Source organism: Ensifer sp. M14, assembly GCF_003355565.1.
Taxonomy (GTDB): domain Bacteria; phylum Pseudomonadota; class Alphaproteobacteria; order Rhizobiales; family Rhizobiaceae; genus Ensifer.
Genome location: NZ_QJNR01000008.1, coordinates 186,418 through 206,753, shown reverse-complemented (window position 1 = coordinate 206,753; position 20,336 = coordinate 186,418). Strand labels below are relative to the sequence as shown.

The 20,336-nt window shown below is 58.3% G+C and carries 18 protein-coding genes and 3 pseudogenes; 5 read left to right on the top strand and 16 right to left on the bottom strand.

Going from position 1 to position 20,336, the window contains the following annotated elements:
• Positions 1-47 precede the first annotated feature (47 nt).
• The 5 genes from BLJAPNOD_RS26640 to BLJAPNOD_RS26620 form a co-directional block, all read right to left on the bottom strand.
• Positions 48-1,781 (bottom strand): ABC transporter ATP-binding protein, encoded by a 1,734-nt coding sequence (locus BLJAPNOD_RS26640; RefSeq protein WP_115422077.1) that lies wholly within the window; start codon positions 1,779-1,781, stop codon positions 48-50.
• Positions 1,778-2,653: an ABC transporter permease gene (locus tag BLJAPNOD_RS26635; RefSeq protein WP_115422076.1), complete on the bottom strand. Its 876-nt coding sequence runs from the start codon at positions 2,651-2,653 to the stop codon at positions 1,778-1,780. The genes BLJAPNOD_RS26640 and BLJAPNOD_RS26635 overlap by 4 nt, the downstream gene beginning before the upstream one ends.
• Before the next feature lie 12 nt (positions 2,654-2,665).
• Entirely contained in the window at positions 2,666-3,643 is a 978-nt protein-coding gene (locus BLJAPNOD_RS26630; protein WP_115422075.1) for an ABC transporter permease, read from the bottom strand.
• Between the two features lie 6 nt (positions 3,644-3,649).
• On the bottom strand, positions 3,650-5,251 hold the full coding sequence (locus BLJAPNOD_RS26625) for an ABC transporter substrate-binding protein (RefSeq protein ID WP_115422074.1): 1,602 nt from the start codon (positions 5,249-5,251) through the stop codon (positions 3,650-3,652).
• 93 nt (positions 5,252-5,344) lie between these two features.
• Complete coding sequence (locus BLJAPNOD_RS26620) at positions 5,345-5,893, bottom strand: hypothetical protein (protein WP_115422073.1); 549 nt, start codon at positions 5,891-5,893, stop codon at positions 5,345-5,347.
• Between the two features lie 139 nt (positions 5,894-6,032).
• Between BLJAPNOD_RS26620 and BLJAPNOD_RS26615 the strand changes: the two genes are divergently transcribed.
• Positions 6,033-6,296: a helix-turn-helix domain-containing protein gene (locus tag BLJAPNOD_RS26615; RefSeq protein ID WP_115422072.1), complete on the top strand. Its 264-nt coding sequence runs from the start codon at positions 6,033-6,035 to the stop codon at positions 6,294-6,296.
• Between the two features lie 403 nt (positions 6,297-6,699).
• On the opposite strand, the gene BLJAPNOD_RS26610 is transcribed toward BLJAPNOD_RS26615, so the two are convergent.
• The 5 genes and pseudogenes from BLJAPNOD_RS26610 to BLJAPNOD_RS26590 form a co-directional block, all read right to left on the bottom strand.
• Complete coding sequence (locus tag BLJAPNOD_RS26610; protein ID WP_115422101.1) at positions 6,700-6,990, bottom strand: hypothetical protein; 291 nt, start codon at positions 6,988-6,990, stop codon at positions 6,700-6,702.
• A gap of 339 nt (positions 6,991-7,329) precedes the next feature.
• Positions 7,330-7,830, bottom strand: a pseudogene (locus BLJAPNOD_RS26605) (GNAT family N-acetyltransferase); the annotation flags it as partial.
• 93 nt (positions 7,831-7,923) lie between these two features.
• On the bottom strand, positions 7,924-9,159 hold the full coding sequence (locus BLJAPNOD_RS26600; RefSeq protein ID WP_173238134.1) for a hypothetical protein: 1,236 nt from the start codon (positions 9,157-9,159) through the stop codon (positions 7,924-7,926).
• Between the two features lie 175 nt (positions 9,160-9,334).
• On the bottom strand, positions 9,335-10,402 hold the full coding sequence (locus BLJAPNOD_RS26595) for a class I SAM-dependent methyltransferase (protein WP_173238131.1): 1,068 nt from the start codon (positions 10,400-10,402) through the stop codon (positions 9,335-9,337).
• Positions 10,403-10,582: 180 nt separating this feature from the next.
• Positions 10,583-11,311: a LuxR family transcriptional regulator gene (locus BLJAPNOD_RS26590; protein ID WP_115422099.1), complete on the bottom strand. Its 729-nt coding sequence runs from the start codon at positions 11,309-11,311 to the stop codon at positions 10,583-10,585.
• Between the two features lie 918 nt (positions 11,312-12,229).
• On the opposite strand from BLJAPNOD_RS26590, the gene BLJAPNOD_RS26585 reads away from it, so the two are divergent.
• A complete protein-coding gene (locus BLJAPNOD_RS26585) occupies positions 12,230-12,559 on the top strand; it encodes a hypothetical protein (RefSeq protein ID WP_115422069.1) in 330 nt (109 codons plus the stop codon).
• 92 nt (positions 12,560-12,651) lie between these two features.
• On the top strand, positions 12,652-13,062 hold the full coding sequence (locus BLJAPNOD_RS26580) for a PAS domain-containing protein (protein ID WP_115422068.1): 411 nt from the start codon (positions 12,652-12,654) through the stop codon (positions 13,060-13,062).
• A gap of 168 nt (positions 13,063-13,230) precedes the next feature.
• Here the strand turns inward: BLJAPNOD_RS26580 and BLJAPNOD_RS26575 are convergent.
• Positions 13,231-13,911, bottom strand: a pseudogene (locus BLJAPNOD_RS26575) (IS6 family transposase); the annotation flags it as partial.
• Positions 13,912-14,145: 234 nt separating this feature from the next.
• On the opposite strand from BLJAPNOD_RS26575, the gene BLJAPNOD_RS26570 reads away from it, so the two are divergent.
• Positions 14,146-14,799, top strand: a complete 654-nt coding sequence (locus BLJAPNOD_RS26570) for a class I SAM-dependent methyltransferase (RefSeq protein ID WP_115422067.1) — start codon at positions 14,146-14,148, stop codon at positions 14,797-14,799.
• Between the two features lie 361 nt (positions 14,800-15,160).
• On the opposite strand, the pseudogene BLJAPNOD_RS36175 reads toward BLJAPNOD_RS26570, so the two are convergent.
• From BLJAPNOD_RS36175 to dmeF, 4 genes and pseudogenes are all read right to left on the bottom strand, one after another.
• Positions 15,161-15,349: pseudogene (locus BLJAPNOD_RS36175) on the bottom strand (Rieske 2Fe-2S domain-containing protein); the annotation flags it as partial.
• A gap of 501 nt (positions 15,350-15,850) precedes the next feature.
• Positions 15,851-16,030 carry a DUF1289 domain-containing protein gene (locus BLJAPNOD_RS26560; protein ID WP_115422065.1) on the bottom strand — a complete coding sequence of 60 codons (180 nt, stop codon included), beginning with the start codon at positions 16,028-16,030 and terminating at the stop codon, positions 15,851-15,853.
• 7 nt (positions 16,031-16,037) lie between these two features.
• On the bottom strand, positions 16,038-16,313 hold the full coding sequence (locus BLJAPNOD_RS26555) for a metal/formaldehyde-sensitive transcriptional repressor (RefSeq protein WP_115422064.1): 276 nt from the start codon (positions 16,311-16,313) through the stop codon (positions 16,038-16,040).
• Between the two features lie 31 nt (positions 16,314-16,344).
• The gene (gene dmeF / locus BLJAPNOD_RS26550; protein ID WP_115422063.1) at positions 16,345-17,328 is read right to left on the bottom strand and encodes a CDF family Co(II)/Ni(II) efflux transporter DmeF; all 984 of its coding nucleotides are present in this window, start codon (positions 17,326-17,328) and stop codon (positions 16,345-16,347) included.
• A 213-nt stretch (positions 17,329-17,541) separates the two neighbouring features.
• Between dmeF and BLJAPNOD_RS26545 the strand changes: the two genes are divergently transcribed.
• Complete coding sequence (locus tag BLJAPNOD_RS26545; RefSeq protein WP_115422062.1) at positions 17,542-18,192, top strand: transmembrane anchor protein; 651 nt, start codon at positions 17,542-17,544, stop codon at positions 18,190-18,192.
• Between the two features lie 234 nt (positions 18,193-18,426).
• Here BLJAPNOD_RS26545 and BLJAPNOD_RS26540 read toward each other — a convergent pair whose 3' ends face one another.
• The gene (locus BLJAPNOD_RS26540; protein WP_115422061.1) at positions 18,427-19,917 is read right to left on the bottom strand and encodes a histidine kinase; all 1,491 of its coding nucleotides are present in this window, start codon (positions 19,915-19,917) and stop codon (positions 18,427-18,429) included.
• Positions 19,918-20,336: the final 419 nt, after the last annotated feature.

Below are 20,336 nucleotides of genomic sequence, written 5' to 3'. Positions count from 1 at the left end.
TCTGATGGTTGCGCGTTGGATCCGCGCGTCGAGAGCTGCCACGCACCTCAGCATGTGAAGCGCTGAGGGCGAGCGGCAATCAGGGTGCGTGTGTAGGCATTGTCGGAGCGTGAGAAGATGAAGTCCGAGGGCCCAAAATCCTCGATCCGACCGTTCCTGAAGATATAGACGGCGCTGCACATGGCCTGGACGATGGCGAGATCATGGGAGATAAACACCATGGTCATATCTCGCTCAGCGATGGTCTCCTTCAATAGCGTGACGATCTCGGCCTGCACCGAGACATCGAGGGCCGAGGTCGGCTCATCGGCGACGATGATCTGAGGGTTTGCAAGAAGCGCCCGGGCGATACAGACGCGCTGTTTCTGGCCGCCGGAGAGCTGATGCGGATGGCGGGAAAGCAGGCTGCGGGCAAGCCCCAGCCGATCCATCATCGCGCCCGCCGCGTCGGCCGACCTGTCCCGGGAGCCCACCCCAGCGCCAAAGTGGATGCTTTCCTCAAGCGTCTCTGCGATGGTCAAACGCGGGTTCAGCGAGACGGACGGATCCTGGAAGATCATCTGCACCCGGCCGAGTAGGCCGCTGCGCCGACCGCTTGTCGCAGCTTCGAAAGAATGACCGCCGATCGTGATCCGGCCTTCATGCGCCGTGTCGAGACCGGCAAGGATGCGGCCGAAGGTTGTCTTGCCGCTGCCGCTCTCGCCGACGATCCCAGTAATCGTCCCGCGCGGCAGGCGGATGCCGATATCGCGCAGACCAAAGCTTGGCCGTTTCGGCCCCCAAAGAGATCCCAAACCGAACCCGCGTGGTGAGAACTCCTTGGCGATGCCTTCGGCCACAAGAAGTGGACGCCCCGCGTTGCCGGCGGCACGAGAACCGCCCTGATCATCAGCGTCTCCCGCCCTGTCTTCAGAATTCGCCACCTTTTCCGGTATGCGAAGCCGTGGAACGGCTGCCAGCAGCTTCTTCGTGTAGTCGTGGTTCGGCCGATCGAGGATGGCAGCGGTTTGATCCGATTCCACCACCTGGCCATTCTTCATAACGAGTACCCGGTCGGTGATCTCGGAGATCACCCCCATGTCGTGGGTAACGAGGATAGCGGAAACACCGGTCTCATTGACGAGGGTCCTAAGGAGTTCAAGGACCTGCTTCTGCACGGTGGCATCGAGTGCCGAGGTCGGCTCGTCGGCAACGATGATGTCGGGCGAGCCAGCAAGCGCGATAGCGATCACGATGCGCTGCCTTTGGCCGCCGGAGAACTGATGCGGGTAGTTTCGGTATCGCTGCTCAGGCTCGGGAATGCCGACACGAGCAAGCAGATCGACTGCCCGGGCGCGGGCTTCACGTCTCGAAAGCGATGGGTCGAGCGTCAGGCAGGTTTCCTCAACCTGACCTCCGATGCTCATCAACGGATCAAGGGAAGCGGTGTGATCCTGAAAAATCGCCGAGATTCGCGTTCCCCGTAACCCCTCGCGCTCCTCGGTCGTCATCGCGTCCAGGACCTTGCCGTCGAAGGTGATAGCTCCCGATGTCTGTTGGAACTCCGGCGCAAGCAGGCCGAGGATGGCGTTGCCGACGGTCGACTTGCCAGCACCTGACTCGCCGATGATGCCGAGGATCTCACCACGCCAGAGGCCGAAGCTGATGTCGCTCAGGATCGTCGTCGGCCCAGCCCTCGAAACATACCGCAGGCTGAAGTTCTCGACCCGCAGCAAGGGCGGCTGTGAGGCCAAGGCGGCCGGTGACTGCCTGGGGGATGTCGTCAGGTGATCTACTGTCATCGCGTCTGGTTCCTTGGATCGAGGCTGCGGCGGACGTCCTCGCCGACGAGATTGATGGATGCGATCAGGCCGAACAGGGCGAGGCCGGGAAACAGGCTGATCCAGTACTGACCGGTCATCAGGTACTGAAAGCCGTTGGCAACGGCGGAGCCGAGCGACGGCTTGTCGATCGGAACGCCAAGGCCGAGGAAGGACAGCGTCGCCTCCAGCGCCACGGCATGGCCGACCTCGATCGGGATCAGGGTGATCGCCGGCGCGATACTGTTTGGCAGCAGGTGACGAAAAAGGATCCGGAATGTCGGCAGCCGCATCAGCCGGGCGGCATCCATGTAGGGCTTCTTGACCTCGCTGAGTGCGACGCTCCGGGCGATACGCGCATAGGTGGCCCATTGCACAATGACCAGCGCCAGGATGATCCGGTCGATGCCAGGTCCAAGCGTGACGATAGCAATCAGCGCAATCAGGATGGTCGGCAGGCTGAGCTGCAGGTCGACGAGCCGCATGATCACGACATCGACCCATTTGCCGAAGTAGGCGGCACTGACACCGGCGGTCAGCCCGATCAGGGCGGCGATCGCGCTGCTGACGATCGACACCACCAGGCTGATGCGCAGGCCATAGAGGATAGTGCTGAAGATATCGCGGCCGAGACCGTCGGTTCCAAGCAGATAGAGATATCCTCCGCTGCCCATTGTTCCCGGTGGCGAGGACGCCTCCCAACCGAAGATCTGCAGCGGATCGTAGGGGTTCTGTGGCGCGATCAGGGGAGCGGCAATGGCAACCAGGATGTAGCTGGCCAGCAGCAGCTTGGACGCGGTCAGCACCGGTCCGTATCGACGCTTCTTAAAGGCGCTCAAGATTTGGGCTTTCATGACGGATCACTTTCATGAGGACAGGCGCACGCGCGGATCGAGCACGGCGTAGAAGAGGTCGACGAGGGCGTTGAGCACGACGAAGACGACAGCAATGAATGTCAGCGTCGCCATCACCACCGGACGGTCGAGCAGCTGGATCGAGTCGATAAGAAGCTTGCCGACTCCCGGCCACGAGAAGATCGATTCCACCACCACGGCAAAGGCAAGCATGCCGCCGAACTGCAGGCCGATGATCGTCACGATCGGCACGCTGATATTCGGAAGCGTGTGGCGGAGGAGGATGCGCCGCGAAGACAGCCCTTTGGCGCGGCAAAACCGGGTGAAATCCTGGCTCTCGACCTCAATCGTGCCCGACCGCGACAGCCGCGCAATCAGCGCGATATTCGGGATCGCAAGCGCCAAGGCCGGGAGCACGAGGTGCCACAATCCGTTGGCCGTGAGCCAACTCCAGTCCTCACCGAGGAGGCGCACGGTCGAGCCGCGGCCACCAGACGGGAACCAGCCGGTCAGGATGGCGCCGACGAGGATCAGCATCATCGCCAGCCAGAAGGACGGGATGCTGAGTGCCGAGACGCTACCGTTCAACAGAATCCGATCAAACACTGTACCGCTCCGGCGGCCGGCGAGAAGTCCAAGCGCCGTCCCGAGGGGTGCCGCGATCAGCATGGCGATCGAAGCAAGTTCCAGCGTCGCCGGCAGCTTGCGCATTACCAGTTCGAACGCCGGCTGATGATAGATGTAGGAGGTGCCGAAGTTGCCGCTGACGACATTGCCGACGAAGACGAGGTACTGGCGCCAGATCGGCTGATCGAGACCGAGCGCGATCGTGGCTAGCCGAATGTCCTCAGGCGTGGCGGTTTCGATGTTGACGACGTTGAAGACCGGATTGCCGACGCTGTGGATGCCAATAAAACCGATCAGCGACATGGCGATGAGAAGGAGGAAGGCCTGACACAGCCTTCCGAATGCGACCGAGATCATGCCCATGAGCACTTACTCCTTCGAAGCCAAGGTCTGCATCGCCGTCGTCCAGCCGCGCGGATGCATGACGTAGGATCCAACGCGCGGGCCGTAACCGACGATGTGGTGGAAGTGGTAGAGCGGGATGATTGGCTGGTCGGCCATGACAAGCTCGGTGGCTTCGGCAAGTGCCGCGTTGCGCTCCGGGCCGACCGCAATGCTCTCGGCCTCAGCCAACTTGGCATCGAAGGGAACGTTCTGATAGTTGCCGAAATTCAGCGCACCGGTCCCGCGTTCCTTGTTCGGCGAGGCGAGCAGTGCGCGAAGGATAATGTCGACGGCCTCGCCGGAGGTGCCGCCATACCAGATGGCATAGTCACCGGCGGCCCGTTTGGTGTTGAACACCGAGAACGGTGCGGCCGATGGCTGGGCGGTGACGCCGATGCGGGCCCAGCTTTGCGCGATCGCCTGCAGGCTCTCGGCATCACCGGGGTAACGGCCGGCCGGACCGGCAAGCACCAGGTTGAAGCCTTGAGGATATCCGGCCTTGGCCATTAGAGCCTTTGCCCGCTCGAAGTCGGGTCCCTCGGGCAAGAGCTTGGCCGAGGTGCCGGGGAGGCCGGTCGGGAATACCTGTGATGCGGCCGTGCCGTAGCCGGCAAGGATGTTGTCGACGAGAATTCCGCGGTCGGTTGCGAGCGCCAGCGCCCGCCGGACCAGCGGGTTCTTGAACGGATTGGCGATCGGCGCGCCCGATTTGTCCGTCACTCCAGGAAGAATGTCCCGGTCCACATCGACCTGAACGAAATTGATGCGAGCGGCACCGATACTGGCGATCCAGGCACCACGGTCCTTTAACCCGTCGACATCGCGGGCCGGAATGGCGTCGGCAACATCGACCTCGCCGGTGCGAAGCGCCGCCACCCGCGCAGCCGGGTTCTCGATCACGCGGAAGGCAACCTTCAGCCAGGCTGGCTTGCCGCCCCAATAGGCGTCGTTGCGGGTGAGTCTGAGATTCTCACCGGAGCTCCAGCTTTCGAAGCGATAGGGACCAGTACCCATAGGCGCAGACCCGGCATTGAGCTTCTCCGTGGTCTCGAAGCCTTCCGCCGGCTTGTTCATCATGAAGATCGAGGAGAAAGAAAGTGGCAGGTTCGCAGCTCCGCCGTTTGTCTCGATGACAACCGTGAGGGGATCAACAACCGAGATCGCCTTGATGCCGCTCACCGACGAGCGGAAGCCACCGCTCGGTGGCTTCAGGAAATCCCGGATGCGCTCGATCGAATAGACGACGTCGTCCGCATCAAACACCGAGCCGTCATGAAAACGGATCCCGTCGCGGAGCTTGAATTCCCATTTTGTGTTGGAGAGCGCCCGCCAGGAGATAGCAAGACCGGGCTTCAGCTCGAGTCCTTCGTCCTGATAGACGAGCCGCTCGTAGATATGAGAGAGCAGCGAGGTGTTCTCGTTGAGATTGGCGTAATGCGGATCGAGCGTCATCAGCTTGTAAGACGTGGCGATGCGCAGTTCACCTTCTTCCTGCGCCAGGGCCGTCACGGGCAGCGCGCTCCAAAGCGGGACCGAAAGCAGAAGCGCCGGCAGGAGGCGCGAGTAAAGGTGTCTTCCCAGTTTCATGTGCGGTTCCTTCTTGTTTTTTTGACAGAGTCAGGGGGTCGCGCCGGAAGGCTCCGGCGCGGGGAAATCAACCGTTATTCCAGGCGGAGTTGCTCAGCTGTTTTGCAACGTTGCCCGGGGTTCGCACGAAGCAAGGCGGCCCGGAGGATCAACAGCCGCGTCGATCGCGATGAGATTGGCCATCGCCGCGCGTATTTGTGGCCATGGATCGTCCATACAGGTGGGGGAGGGCTGACCTCGATGCAGGATCGCGTCGACTTGGGCAATGATTCCTGCGATCGACACCGCTGATGTCTGCCATAAGGCCTGTGCGGCCAGTTCCTCTGCCAGCGCGGCCTGATCCTCTGCTTCGAGAGCCTCGTTGTAGGCGCGGGAGCCGTCATGCTGTTCTGAAGCGGACAGGCCATCCGAGAAGAGTGAGGTTTCGAGCTGCTGCTGATGCACAGTCGATTCGCTCAGACGGTCCCAGGCGGAACGCCAATGATGCCAGGCCACAAGCGCGGGATCGTCGGCGCAATGGCTAAACCCTGGATTCTGAAGGGTCGCAACCTCTGGATATGTGGGAAACGACGCCGCCACCAAAGAATGAAAATCTCCTCGGGTGACCGGAGACAAAGTTCTGCTATTGTCGGAATCAGCCATGATCCGAGCTCCCTATAGCTTGGTTGTGGTAAGGCTGCATTCGGTGTTCGCGCACCGGATGTAGCCGTCAGTTCCCATGATGCAACGATCGAGGCGAACTGCAGTCTGAAGTAACGCCTAGGTAGCACACGAGTCCGACTTGATCAATTCGAAATCACATGATGCCAATGAAATCACCGGCGCACAGATACGAGCTGCGCGAGCACTCCTCCGTTGGAGCGCAAAAGAGCTCGCGAAAGCGGCTGGGGTTGGCGTTGCAACCGTAAGCCGTGCAGAGGTTGAAGACGGAACCACATCACTTACGAATGCCAACTTGACGGCTATTCGGCGGGCTTTTGAGGTCGCCGGCATCGAGTTTATCGACGAGAATGGCGGTGGAGTGGGAGTTCGTTTCAAAAAGTAGTCACGGAAATCGGGCAAGCATATGCGCCGCGCCGCACAATGGGACTCGAGCGAAAGCCGGTGGCCGTTCGTTTTAATTCAACAGTGAACAATCGCGTGCGGGGACTATGAATTTTCACAGCCTCTGTCATGAATATGCTGTCTGTGAATTCGAACGCTCAGACGCCGGGTCTCTTCTTGCTCACGCGGGAAGAGACCTTTTCTTTTAGAGCGCCCTGTTCACAACTTGTGCAGCCACACTCACCAGGAGCGCAGCGAGGGTAACCGCGGCGCCGTAGCGCGCAAATTTTATGCGGCGCCGTCGAGCGCCAGTCCAGTCATATCCCATCGGTCACCTCCCTGCGACGTGCTGGTCCCCTTCGGCTGCAGACCGCTGGACAAAATCGCCGCTCATTGCGGGTGCCTCATTCCCTTTCAGACAGGATAATGCGCAGCGCCCGAATGACGTCGGCCGCATCGATCAACGCATCCCTGATGTCTTCAGTGGATAGATCTCGCGCGCGGGCAGAGGCTATTCCCAAATCCATCAACACGTCATTGGCGCGCCTGCTTTCTCCGACTTCCGCCTGTTCGCGCATTTCCCGGATTGTATCGACCGATCGGTCGAGGAGCCGGCTTACTTCCGAAGGCGTTAGTCTCTCGACTTCGTTGGCGGCTCTGATCAGTTCTGAGATGAACGCGTTTGTGTGAGACATTCTGGCCTGTGTAAACAATAGTCCTTGCATTTGAGCGCGCGTCTGTTTCGCACGTCAACTCTTCCCTCGAAAGCAACGTCCCGCAATCGGCTCGGCTTCCCGAGGCTCGCTCCATTTCCAGTCTGGGCCGGGCTTATTGCGATAACTCTCGATGGCCTAAAAAAGAAGCCCTGCCATTGAGGCAGGGCTAGGATTGCATCCAGATGGCTCACTGGACGCGGGGAAACCTGCATCGATCATTAGAGAATGCTACCGAACAAGGGACACGGAAGGGAAGGTCTGATTTCTCGATTCCGGTACGGTTCGGTAAATAATCTGACGTGGTCCGAACGGGGGCGCCAAGCGCCGAACCATGATTAGCTCATCGCGCATCCCATCATGGCCGAGGAACCCGTCTGGGATACAGCCGACCTCGACAAATCCATGGCGTTCATAAAAGCGTATAGCTGCCGAATTTTCCGCGCTCACGGCAAGCTCAAGCTGAATAACTCCGTGAGCGAGTGCGTGGTCTACGACCTCCTGCAAGAGGTTCGCGGCAATCCCAGTGCCGCGTTTACCCTTCCTGACATAAACACTGACAAGCTTTGCACGGTGGGCCATTTTTCTTGCATGCTCAAACCTGAGCCCCATCATGCCGACGGGCTGCCCACCAAGAAATGCGGCGAACACCGGCTGGCTCAAATGTTGACGCCATTGGCGGTCGGAGAGCCGAGCCCAATCCGCAAACACGCTCGCATACGAAAATGGTTCGTGAGAAAGCGCCTCCAGGCGTAAGCGCCGAAACAGATCGACGTCCTTGACTGACAGTCGCCTGACGACCAATTCATCTGCAATCGGCATATTGACCTCCACGATAGCGCAAGAAACGGTATGCCGCGGACGCTGTTCGAACGAGCTGTCGCCTCAATGAACCTCTCTTAAGTGCACTGTCACTCACGAACGCGACCACTGCCATTCGGGAGATCCAGCGGAGATGAACCCACCGTCCATCTGCTCGGAAAGACGTGCCCAGGCCGGGTCCATCGTAAAGCTCGCGAGATCGCCGACCGCCTGCACCAAAGGCATCTCAGCATAACGCGACAGGAGCGTTTCGACCCTGCCGGAATCCCGAATCTCGGCCAACGGGTCGCCGCGAGCAGGCTTCAAAACGCGATGGCCCCAAAGTCCGGGTCGCGCGTCGCGGCGCAGTTCAGCCAAAAGCCCTGACTGACCTGATTGCGCGAATCCTAAGGCTGCAAGATAGCGCATGAGGGGGTAGTAGATGACCTGGCGGCATCCTCCAAGAACTCGTACGCCGGGCAAGATCGAGGTCACCAGAAACACGGTGTAGAGGCTTGGCACCAGTTCGCGTTGCCGAAGAGCACCTGCGATACTTTCGCGCCGATACGCAATTTCGAAGTTCGACGAGTTGCTCGCCCTAAGCACCTTACCCTGCAGGCGAAGCGGAACAATTCTGCCTCTTTCCATTCCCCAGAAGAAATCGGTCGTTCGACGAATCCATCCCAACCAAGACCCCGCATTGAACTGATCAATAGCGTTTAGGAAGCTCTCGGCCAGCGCAGCGTTTCCAATGAACGCGGTCGAAAACCACGAGCCGGCATCATCGAGATGATCTGCAACCAGATCCGCTATGTCGAAATCATCAAGCTGAAGCAGATTGACGGAAAAGGGGAGGTTACGGCGCCACAGCATCTGATTGGCCTGCCTGATCGCATCGGCAGCTGTCTCAAATTCATCTGAAGGCAACGCAGCGAGGAGATCCGCGGCAAAGCTGTTTTGGGTCGGCTCGCCTCGGGAGTTTGAAAGGGCAAAGCGAATGGGACCGTTTGATCCGCGGATGCTGAACGAGTCCATTCGACTTCGGGGGAGCCCAAAGACGTTCAGGGGCTCACCCGCCAACCAAAGCCAGCCGGGGCCCTTCTTTGCCTTTTCAGCGAAACTGACAGTCGACGCGTGGTACGTGATGTACCACTCCCGCTGTTGCACCTTGAGACCCAGCAGACTGAACACATGCGTGTAGAAGGCGTCCGGCTCGATGAGCAAAAGGCAATGCGGGCCCGTCTGAAGGGTAGGCGACCTCCACATTTGATTACCGGCGCTTCGGGCTTCTCCAACACCGAAGCCGGACCTGAGAGCAGTCCGCTCGATACATCTGCACAGCAGTGTCATAGCATGGTGACGCACGGAACATCCCGCGTGAAACTCCCCAGCATCGAAGGCCGCTGCCGCGTAATCCTTCAGCGGCCGCTCCCAGTATGGGACGAGATGCGGCATCAGCTCGGACAATACCCGGCGCACGTCAGCTACACTGCAGTATCGGCCATCGGGTAGGGGATCCGTCATCTTAAGATGCCAACCGTCTTGGCGCGATTGGCGTCATCGTGTTCGCACTGCGCCAGCTGAGATCAGGAGCCAATGGCTCGACGTCGGTATCGACAATTGCGACCGGCAAACGCTCATAGCAGTAACCAGGAGGGATCGCTGGTTTCAGCATCAACGAAAGAAGCTCCAGTATAGCCGCCCGTGAGTTGGACGAGACGATGGTGTAGAAGTTGCCGCTGTTCCAGGTGAGCACCGAATAGCGAAAAAACATTCTGAGAGCGGAAACCGTTGTCAAAAGATCGACCTGCAGGCCCGTCATGGTGTTCAAGACCTCGTCCTTTTTCTTTGATATGTCACCAGTCGAAAAGTATCGGGTCTTGAAGAGCTCGTCTTTTTGGCGCTCGCGTTCCTCGTATACGTCGCGTTCCACATGCGCGAGCTTCTGGACCTGGACGAGGATACCACCCGGGCGGATGCGGGGTGCGACGAAGTCCAACTGCTTGATGCGGTCGCGATCGTACATCTGGAACGTCGTGTCCTCGAAAAGAACATCAAATCCGTCCCTGAACGCGAAAAGTTCCGAGTCGCTCGCGTATCTCTCATCGGTGAGCTCAAAGAATGGGCCATGGAAGAAGTGTGCGTGTTCACTTCCGCGGTTTTCATCGAACGACAACCGATTGGCCGCCGTTGGGCTGCAGCAGAGCGCCTCAATGCGACCATTGCCCAAGGTCGCGAGCGTACGCGCGAGGCATCCGGTTCCCGTCCCAAGTGTATAGATTGTCGTGCGCGCGGCGCTTCGCGCCCAGATCCGCAGAGCAAAGGAGAGTATGGCGGCCCCGAGGCGGCTTTCCTCTTCCAGCCTGTAGGGGATGCTAGCGAAGTAATGGCTGTCGAAGTGCCCCCAAAGGCGTCGATGCGTATCCGATAGAACCGTAGCCTCCAGGTCGAAGTCGAGCAGGCTCAAGTCAAGTTTTGGTTCGGCAAGGTCTGGCGCTCCGGACGCGCCGCTGGCGGTTTTTTCGAAGAAGCCCGCAAACGATGTGAGCCGCGGCGCTTTGCGCCAATGTTCAATTGTTGGCCGATCCACCATAGCCATCTCCCATTGCCGCGGCGTAGATCAACAATTCGCTTAAACCGAAACGCTTGTTCCGTTGCCGCTCATGAGTTTCTATTTGTGAACCTGGGCGAGGGGACCGGCAATCTACCGAAATCGTTAGGCTAAACCTTCGGGGCTTGCAGAGATGTCTGGGTGAAGAGGAGCCGCATTCGGTCAGAGTTTGATCAACTCCAGGAAGCTCGCTTTGGCAACAGCGTGATGGCTTGTTAAGGCACCAAGCTTGAGCCTTGCGGTACGAAGATACAGCTTGACTGCACTCTCTGAGATTCCGAGATCCGCTGCTATTTGTTTGGAGATGCGCCCACTCGCGAGCAGTTGGAGACACTGACTTTCCCGCCCGGAGAGCTTGCTGATACGGTGGGACGTCCGAAAATCGAGAGCAAACACCGCCTCATGCATGTAGTGGGAGAGGATCTGCATCTCGTGGACGTTTGAATCGCGCAGGCGCGTCCATTCCCTTCTCGGAAGGGTGGAAGTCACGGAGAAGAGACTGCGTTCGCCATTCGCGCCTCGGATCGGGATCGTCAAACCTTGGGAGCCAACCCCATAAAGGCGCGCTTCTTTAAGCAATCTGCGAACCGGCTTCGACCGCCAATCGAGTGCAGACCAATCCACCGGAAGAAAGCCCCGCCGCACCACGTCGATAACCGGGTCTATGCCGAAGTAGCCCCTTTCGAGATAGGCCGAGGTCCACGAATCTGGATAGGTCGTGCAGAAATACGGATACGTGCTCGAGACTGCTCCCGCGCAGACCACGAGGAACGTCATGTGCATCACGGCGTATCTCGCGCAAAGTTTTTCCAATGCGAGGCAAAGTTCTTCGCGATGCTTCACAGCCTGCAACGTTCTCAAGGACGAAGACAGTCTGTGATGGTCGACTATGGGAAGAAGAGTTCGCTTGTCCGCCATCGTCTGTTTTGCCTTGAATCCAAAGCCCAGATCCTAGCGGCAGTATTTCGGCGGCGGAATTGTTGGAATAACCAATGCGTCCACGAACCCAGACGCTAAATCGCGTAATTGGGGCGCTACCACTCCGCCCGCTGCGGTCGGAGTTATAAAGTCAAAGCAACAAGGTAAATTGCGATTGTCAGGCCACGTTCGCGGGTGATCTCAACAAGAGATATCACCCTTATTCAATCGCCTTCTGCTGTCCCGCCGCGTATCTGTCGGACAACCTGACATTCATCGCCATAGTATTCTATCACGATTTCAAGGCAGCGCACACGCTCGGCCATGATGGCTTCGGCTATCATCGTAGTCGGGTCTTTTGGCCGCGCAGGAGATGTTCGGCCGACAGCCTCCAGGCAGCAAGCGTTACATCATCCTGCGTCATGGCTCCGACGGTCCAGCTCCCATTTCATCCGACAATCGATCTTCAATCCGCTCGTCGACAACATAGGCACCCCCAGCGGGAAAACCATCGCAAAGAGGAACGCTAGCCATCGCCTTAATTTGGTGAGCGAGCTCAGCAAGCCTTTGAACAATGTCTTCCAGTTCAGAGGGTGAATGACTTTCCCCAGACGTGTCCGCGATACGATCGTCCAAACAGCCGCCGCCTCTCATAATCTGACGAGTATATTTCTAGAATCAAATATACCACAACATCGCAAGGGTCCCGTCAGGCGTACACAGCTTGCGGCTTGCTCTGTCCTGCCGACAGCCACGAGGGGTTGAACGATTGCTGCCCAAATGCCACACTCCGCGGCACTTTGTTGCTTCGTCTGCTCTACATTTGAAATAATTGACAACGAAAAAGCCAATGCCATTGGTCATCTTGTTAGCGCATGCTAATTCGCAGACATGCCGAGATCTGATCAAGATAATGTCGCGAGCGCCGCAGAGCTCATCGCGCAGTTCAAAATTGCACAGCATCAAATGTTTGGACTCGTCGACGAATATGAGACGGAACAATTTCATTCGGTCGAGAAGGATACAACTCGCCTATTGGCGTCGATCGCGCGATTTGAACCCGTCGATGCCAAAGAGTTTCGGACACTCGCTCGGTTCTATCTCGATCTCCTCGAAGATGAGGACGGCGGCTACAACAAACACCTCCATGATTGCTTACGCCAACTAATCGATCGTCATGTCACTAGGTACGTGGACAGCGAGACGGGCGAGGGGGGCTGATCTGACGACATCAGGAGGCACAGACGCGACAGCTGTCGTCGAAAGTACGGACTGGCCCTGTAAAGCAGTCTTCGTGAACCAGTGGACACTCGATGGACGACGATAAAAAACGAACCTTCTTTGTGGAACTAGTCGATGCTGGTGCCACAGATTCAGGAATTTTCACTTGGGATATAGCCCAGGATCTCGTCTATGCAGACTCTGCGCTAGCCGAGCTTTTCGGACTGGCTGCCGAGGAGACGAAGCGCGGATTGCCACTCAAACTCTACCTTGAGCGTGTGCATCCGGACGACAAAGCCTACGTTGCCAGACAAATGACCGAAACCATCATCGGCGAACGCGCCCAGCAGTCGAGTTTCCGGGTAAGAACACGAAGTGGTCGGTATGTGTCGATAGTTGCGTTTGGTCGGTGTTTCCGCGATCGCAAGGACACACCAGTGCTCTATTCAGGCATTGTTGTTCTTGAAAGCGCTTCCTCGGCAAACGAGCTTAGAAGGCACTGACCTAAATGCTCATTGTTCCTGCCAGCTGACAGGGCAACCAACGAAACGGGGTCAAAACCGAGCGAGCATTTTTCTAAGCTGCGCATTCTGTGCGTGAATCTCGGCTGCCAAGAGTTCTCGAAGACGCTTGTTTTCCGCGTCAAGCGTGGCCAGCTCTTCCGTCGCGACTTTCCAATGCGCCATTGCACGGACGCGGTGAATGTGAGTGGCCAGGGCGGATCGTTTGTGATGCGGGGTGACGAAGAGATTTCGGAGCGCCGAGAAGATCGAGATGAACCGCTGCAGGCTGCAGGCTGATCGGAAACCCAGCATGGTGCGTTCTCGTTTTCTGAGCGGCAGATGAGAATTTTCCGCTCGATTGTTGAGACCCTTGTGGGCCCGGTGCTCGACAGCCGGCATAACGTCACGCTTGGCCGCGCCATACGAACGGAGCTTGTCGGTGATGATCCGCTTGGGCGGCATGCCTGCTTTCTTCAGTAGCCTGATCAGCAATTGCTTCGCGGCTTTCGTATCGCGCCGGCTTTGAACGATCTCGTCGAGAACATAACCGTCCTGGTCAACGGCACGCCAAAGCCAGTATTTGCGGCCAGCGACGGAAACCACCACCTCGTCCAGATGCCAGACGTCGCGGTGCGACGGCCGCCGGCGACGGATTTGCTTCGCGTAGGCCGGTCCGAATTTCCGACCCCATCGCCGGATCGTTTCATACGAGACGACGATCCCGCGCTCCAGTAGCAATTCCTCGACCATGCGCAGGCTCAGCGGGAACCGAAAGCACAACCAGACCGCATGGGCGATGATCTGTTGCGGGAAACGGTGACGCTTGTAGCTAATGGTTGAATTCTTCATCCCACCATCTCTACGTCCCACTCACTGACAGCAGGTTTATGTGACAACACCGTTCGTCAATATCACCACCGACTCGAAGCGCTATAGAGGCACGGCGCTCAGCGCGCACGGCTAGGCCGACGGCCACGATCTGGCGGACTAGACGTTTCAGAGGCAAACGGCGGCTTCATAAAGGTTTCACTACTGAACTGGCCGACGTCTGGTAAAGTACCCTTGTTTAACTGGGATGGTTTGATGGCAACGGGCGACCGGCAGACGCATTGGCAAGGCGTATACACTACCAAGTCTGATATCGAAGTCAGTTGGTACGAGGACACTCCGGAGCTATCGCTGACCCTGCTGCGGGAGGCTGGACTTACCCAGGGAATGTCAGTAATCGACATTGGCGGTGGTGCGTCGAGGTTGGTAGATGCGCTGGTGGCCGCCGGTCAGGCCCACGTTAGCGTCCTTGATCTTTCTAGCGCAGCGCTCGGCAGAGCAAAGTCTCGGCTGGCAGACACGGCTCATGTGCAATGGATTGTATCGGATGTGACCTCATGGACACCGGACCGGGAGTATGATCTCTGGCACGACCGGGCAGCTTTTCATTTCCTGACAACGGTCGTCGATCAGCAAGCCTATGTTCGCGTGATTGCACGAGCCCTCAGAGAGGTTGGCAAAGCTGTGATCGGCACCTTCGCTTTGGATGGCCCGGAAAAATGCAGCGGTCTTCCTGTTACCCGATATGATGCGGAGAGCTTGCAAGCTGTTCTTGGCGAACAGTTTAGGCTCGTTGCGACGCGGCGACATGAACACGTAACCCCATGGGGAACAGTGCAGAAATTCCAATTCAGCACTTTTGAAAAGGTCGGAGATCCAGGCACACCGCCACCGGCTTTAATCCCATAAGCTCGTTCGTTTCAGCAACGTTCCCGCCGATCCAACGGCAGTACGGGTCCTGTGGGTAGAGCTCGGCTCCAATTTCCGAGGCGATCTCCCGGCTTGTCGACCGGTCACGGGCGGCACCTGCGCTCCCAACGACGTGTGGACTCGGTGCGATCACGTTGGTCAATGCGTGACGATCAGAGAGCCGCCCCGCACGGCCCCTTTCGTTTGATGTTTCGAGTGCTTGCAGTAGGTGCTCGGCGACGTCCAGCCACCGCAGCCAGAGTGCCCAGGTTCCTTCTTGTCGTCTTGCGCGGTGGCCATGGGCGAACTCTCCGGCTGGTCTCTGCGAGCTACGGCTTGCAAAGGCGGGAAGATCAAGGCGCTATCCGATCCTGATCCTATGGTCGTCAAGGAAGGCGTAGGGCGGGATTGGAAGGTTGCGCGGTGCGGGGCCTTTTCGGACCGGTCCCGAAGCATCGTAGATCGATCCGTGACAGGGACAGAACCAGCCGCCGTAGGGACCGCGCGGATCGCTGTCTTTCTGGCCAAGCGGGATACAGCCAAGGTGGGTATGGGCAATGTCACGGTTGAGGCCTGGCGGTTGAGAGTAAGCTAAGGTTTGTGAAAGATGTTCGGTTCCGTCATTCACGTCGGATCGTAGACGCCTGAGAACTCCGGATCGGCATAATATCGAAGCTTTATGACCCAGGCGGGCCGCTGCCCCTGCCGGAGCGGGATTATCCTGTCTTTAGGTGGCCGCATGATTTCATCGGTATTGATCAGATCACGAGCCGAGATTTACTCGGACGACGAGTTTTTCGCTTCGCTCCAGGACCTGGTGGCATACTGCGCATCGGTCTTGCCTATCGAGCGCGTGATCAGGTGGGCGGTTTCGAAATCGTCACGAACCATTGCCCCCTCCGAAGCGTCCTTTACACCGAAGACATTGATGCCGAACGCGATCTTTCTGACTTTTGGGAACGCATGCAGAACTCACGTCGCCTAAGCTTCGACGCCGTGATTTGTCGATTGGTAGAACACTGCCTTTCCTGTCTTCACGCCGGCGGCCGAGTTACGGACGTTCGGCCTGGCGCTTCGTGCGCCGTTTCAATTCGGTCGATAGGGTCGTGCGGTGATAGGGCGACAGTTTGCGCCATGCCTTGATTTCATCGGTCGTCCGGCCGCAGCCCAGGCACCACTTGTTGCGCGGGTCGAAGCGACAGACATCGGTGCAGGGCGAATCGTTCTTCATGACAACCTTATTTGAGATAGGCGCGGACGACGTCGATTAGCTCGGCCGCGCCTTCATCTCGTTCTTTCTGGGTGAGCCCCTCAGCGGCAAGGTGCATACGGATGTGGTCTTCAATCACCTCGCCCATGAGGCCGTTCATCGCACCCCTTGCTCCGGCGATCGACTGCATGACCTCGACGCAGCCCTTCTCCTCATCGAGCATCCGCTCGATGCCTTCCATCTGCCCGCGAATTCGGCGCACGCGGTTGATCAGCTTTTGCTTCGCGCGAATGGTGTGGGTCATGCGGGTGCTCCTCGGATGCGGCGGTTGACAGTTAGGCCGCGCGGGCTTCGACCTCCACCGTCACATGCGACAAATCATGGATGGCGGCAAGCTTTGAGCGGTAGTAAGACGGCGTTTGGGGGTGATCGGCGACAATCGAGACGATCGCGCCATGGTGGCCAGGTCCGAGCTGCCAGATGTGAAGATCAACGATCTCCGCACCATCCTTGACGATGATCTCCTGAATTTCCTCCGGCAGGTCGTCGCCCTGGGGAATGTAGTCGAGAAGCACGCCGCCTGCGTCGCGGATCAACCCCCACGACCAGCGGGCGATCACGATGGCTCCAACGATGCCGATTGCCGGATCGAGCCAGAGCCAGCCGTAGAGGCTGCCGAAGACCAGCGCGCCGATCGCCAGAACGGAGGTCAGGGCATCGGCCAGCACATGGACATAGGCGGCGCGAAGGTTCTGATCCTTCCCGGCCGCGTGCGCGTGGCCGTGGTCATGCCCGTGATGGTGGTCGTCCTTGAGAAGCCACGCGCAGACAAGGTTCACGATCAGGCCGACGACAGCCACCAATATGGCTTCCTTGAAATTGATTGCGACGGGTGATTGGAAGCGCAGGAAACTTTCCCAGCCGATCAACAGCGCTATCAGCGCCAGCACCACGGCACTCGCAAAGCCTGCGAGGTCTCCGAGCTTGCCGGTGCCAAAGGAAAAGCGGCGGTTACCGGCGTGCTTGCGGGCGTAGAGATAGGCCAGCGCAGCGATGAGGAGGGCAGCGGAATGGGTGGACATATGCCAGCCGTCCGCCGTGAGAACCATCGACCCGAACATATTACCGGCGACGATCTCCACCACCATCATGGTCGCGGTGATCGCGATCACCAGCCACGTGCGCCGCTCGTTCCGCTCGTGGTCGTCGCCCAAGAAAAAATGCTCATGGGCGGCGTCGAGTGAACGGCCGTGGTTGTGGTCGTGTGGGTGGGTGTGGTTGTGCGCATGCCCGTGGTCATGATCGTGGGATAAATTCATCGCCGAAACTCCATTCTATTACTATAGTGGGGTATACTATAGTGTTAAGTTAGGCAACACGCTCCCATGAATGTTTCAGGCCACGAAAGTCACGGATCTGTCCGACGTTTGAGTACATGGTAATCACGCGGCGAGAATGGATGTTTCGCGCCGTAGCGGCCTGAGATCGAGGCCGTATTTCGTATCCTGACCTTCCTAAGAAAGAGACAGAACATGTTCAATTCACAAGCACCGTCGCTCGACGATCTCCCGACCTCGGCCCAGCTTTTTCGCTCGACCGTTTTTGCCGCACTGGCGGCCGGAGCGATCCTGATTACCGTCGTCCTGCCGTCCGAGTATGCCATCGACCCGACCGGGGCGGGCTCCGCGCTGGGCCTCACAGAAATGGGCGAGATCAAGACCCAGCTTGCCGAGGAGGCCGAGCGCGACAGGCAGCTTGGCCAAGACAACGCCATCTCACCGGCATCTGACGCTGTTCCTCAGCAAGGTTCAAGCCTGTTCGAGCGCATTGTCCGCGAGTTCGGGATTTCGAGCGCTTACGCTCAAGAAGTCCGCCAGGACGAATTGTCTGTAACTCTTCAGCCGGGTGAAGGCGCGGAGGTCAAGCTCGTGATGTTGGAGGGCGCGAAAGCCAACTATGCATGGACCGCCAACGGCTCGCAGGTTAACTTCGATACTCACGGAGACGGCGGCGGCGAAAACATCAGCTACGAAAAGGGGCGTGGCGCGGCTGAGGACAGCGGCGTGCTGGAAGCGGCGTTCGATGGCAATCATGGTTGGTTCTGGCGAAATCGCACCAGCGCACCCGTTACCGTCACCTTGAAGACCGACGGAGCCTACTCCGAGATCAAGCGCATGATGTAAGCGAGACAAGCCCGTTGCCAGCGAGATGCTGGCAACGGGCGCCTGCCAAGGATAGGTCGGGCGCTGGATTCTGAGGAACTAAAACTGGAGGCCGACAACGCGCTAACGTCGAGCCGCTTGCATTGCTCCGAGGGCAGGACCCTTTGCATCAATGGATGCAACAGAGCGCACTGAAGCACCAAGCTGCATACTGGACGAAGTTGCAGGCATATGCAGGCGATGAATCTCCATTGATCAGACTGCCGCCGGGCCCGAACTTGCGGTCCACGGGCGCATCAATTTCTCATCAAGCGGTAGAATCATGACCAACACGGATCCTGTCGGTCGGTATTCGAACGATAGGGTACCGCCGAAACTCTCCACACGCTGCCGCAGCCCCTCTATTCCCATCCCTCCTACCGTTTTACCAGGTGGGGAAAGCCCGTTTTGATGGCCCTTGTCGTGTACTCGTACGAAGAGTGAGCCCTCTACAAAACGGCATTCGACTTTCTGGCCATTTGAATCCGCATGCTTGTAGGCGTTGTTCAGACCCTCCTGCAGAAAGCGGAAGACGCAGGTCTTGATGGGCGTGGGAAGCCTGAGGTCGACGCGGACGATGTCCACCGCTACGATCGTGCCCGTTCTCGCTTCGTGCAGGCGGATTGCGCGGCCAATCACCTGTTCCAGGTCAAGGCGCTCGATGTCGGGAAGCAGGAGAGCCTTGGCGATCATCCGGATTTCGCCCAAGGCGTCATCCAGAGTTTTTCCAATGATCTGAAGGGTGGATTCGCGATCTGCCTTCGTCTTCGATCTCCTCGCGGCGTCAATTTGCAGGACGGCAAAACCAATCAACTGGGCCGGACCATCGTGGAGATCAGCGCCGATCTGCCGGGCCAGCTTTTCGTTCGAATCCGTCAATCTCACGGTGGCGAGGCGAGCTCTGTCGCTGAGGACGCGGACCTGGTCAGAAACCCGTTCTGCCTCTGCTGCCCGTTGAAGCAGCTTGTTTCGCTGGATTTCAATGGTCATGCTACCGCGCCGAACGATGCCGAAGAGACAGAGCAGGATCAAGGCAGACGCGCCTGCGACGATCAGCCAACTGCTGAGACGTACCTCAAACATTTCCTGCTTCAGCGGGCCGCTCTCCTCCTGGATCTCTGCTACTGCGACGATCGTCCCGCCATCCGCGGCTCGAACTGGACTATAGATCTCGAGATAGGGCGTCGTGAATAAGCGGGTTGTGTGTTCGGCGGCGTGCAAATCGGTAAAGTCCGACACAACGTTGCCTTTCCGAGCCTGGACAAGCCCTGAAGGTGGATCGAAACGTTTGCCGATAAGCTCGGATGAGGTCGAATAGACTATGGTGCCATCAGCGCGCCATAACTCGAGATGCGGGAACCGCGAACGGAACTCCTGGTCAGAGAACACCTGATCCAGGGTCTCCATCGATGATCTCGAGAGAATCCTGCCGGTGGCCAGTTCCTCCGCGAACGGTGAAAGGATACTCTGCATGAACAATGCAGACGCGGCGGCACGATTATTCAAGGTGTTTTTCGAGACCTGCTCGGTGATCAACAGCCCCGCTATCCCTGCGGCGACCACTATGAGAATGCCGCTCGCGACGACGAACTGGAAGGCCAGTGTCTGCTCGCCGAACCAGTTCCGCCACCAGCCGGGTTCTCGCCCGCCTCGCAGCATTTTTCGTTCCGGCGGGCTTAGCGTGTCCTTCGTCGTCTCATGCATCATCCGCCCTACCCCCTAAGTCCGGTGCGGCCATTGAACCACGGCTGGCATCACTTGAGAATGTGAATTTTAGCATCGGCGAAATCAACCGCGACGAGCTGTTTTTGGAGCAAGTAAACCTCCACCTCCGGTGGAGGGCTGGACGCGTTCTACATTGTGGTTGAGAGACCTCCGTGTTTGGACCGCTGGGCTGGCCGAGACATAGAACGGAGGTTTTATGGATGAACGATCGCAATCCCACGCGACGTGGGACTGCGAATACCACGTTGTCTTTTCAAGTAAGCACCGAACGAAACGCTGAATAGCCCCGAGATTTGTAGACGGCTTCTTTCCTAAATTTGAGGTAGCAGGCCTATATGGGCAAAGCCAATTTCAGCGACGATTTCAAGCGTGACGCGGTGCGTCGTGATTGCACGTGTCGC

Bases quoted from the DNA above. Each gene is read 5' to 3' on its own strand.
- BLJAPNOD_RS26640 (WP_115422077.1), bottom strand. From the start codon at position 1,781: ATGACAGTAGATCACCTGACGACATCCCCCAGGCAGTCACCGGCCGCC.
- BLJAPNOD_RS26635 (WP_115422076.1), bottom strand. From the start codon at position 2,653: ATGAAAGCCCAAATCTTGAGCGCCTTTAAGAAGCGTCGATACGGACCG.
- BLJAPNOD_RS26630 (WP_115422075.1), bottom strand. From the start codon at position 3,643: ATGGGCATGATCTCGGTCGCATTCGGAAGGCTGTGTCAGGCCTTCCTC.
- BLJAPNOD_RS26625 (WP_115422074.1), bottom strand. From the start codon at position 5,251: ATGAAACTGGGAAGACACCTTTACTCGCGCCTCCTGCCGGCGCTTCTG.
- BLJAPNOD_RS26620 (WP_115422073.1), bottom strand. From the start codon at position 5,893: ATGGCTGATTCCGACAATAGCAGAACTTTGTCTCCGGTCACCCGAGGA.
- BLJAPNOD_RS26610 (WP_115422101.1), bottom strand. From the start codon at position 6,990: ATGTCTCACACAAACGCGTTCATCTCAGAACTGATCAGAGCCGCCAAC.
- BLJAPNOD_RS26600 (WP_173238134.1), bottom strand. From the start codon at position 9,159: ATGACACTGCTGTGCAGATGTATCGAGCGGACTGCTCTCAGGTCCGGC.
- BLJAPNOD_RS26595 (WP_173238131.1), bottom strand. From the start codon at position 10,402: ATGGTGGATCGGCCAACAATTGAACATTGGCGCAAAGCGCCGCGGCTC.
- BLJAPNOD_RS26585 (WP_115422069.1), top strand. From the start codon at position 12,230: ATGCCGAGATCTGATCAAGATAATGTCGCGAGCGCCGCAGAGCTCATC.
- BLJAPNOD_RS26580 (WP_115422068.1), top strand. From the start codon at position 12,652: ATGGACGACGATAAAAAACGAACCTTCTTTGTGGAACTAGTCGATGCT.
- BLJAPNOD_RS26570 (WP_115422067.1), top strand. From the start codon at position 14,146: ATGGCAACGGGCGACCGGCAGACGCATTGGCAAGGCGTATACACTACC.
- BLJAPNOD_RS26560 (WP_115422065.1), bottom strand. From the start codon at position 16,030: ATGAAGAACGATTCGCCCTGCACCGATGTCTGTCGCTTCGACCCGCGC.
- BLJAPNOD_RS26555 (WP_115422064.1), bottom strand. From the start codon at position 16,313: ATGACCCACACCATTCGCGCGAAGCAAAAGCTGATCAACCGCGTGCGC.
- dmeF (WP_115422063.1), bottom strand. From the start codon at position 17,328: ATGAATTTATCCCACGATCATGACCACGGGCATGCGCACAACCACACC.
- BLJAPNOD_RS26545 (WP_115422062.1), top strand. From the start codon at position 17,542: ATGTTCAATTCACAAGCACCGTCGCTCGACGATCTCCCGACCTCGGCC.
- BLJAPNOD_RS26540 (WP_115422061.1), bottom strand. From the start codon at position 19,917: ATGATGCATGAGACGACGAAGGACACGCTAAGCCCGCCGGAACGAAAA.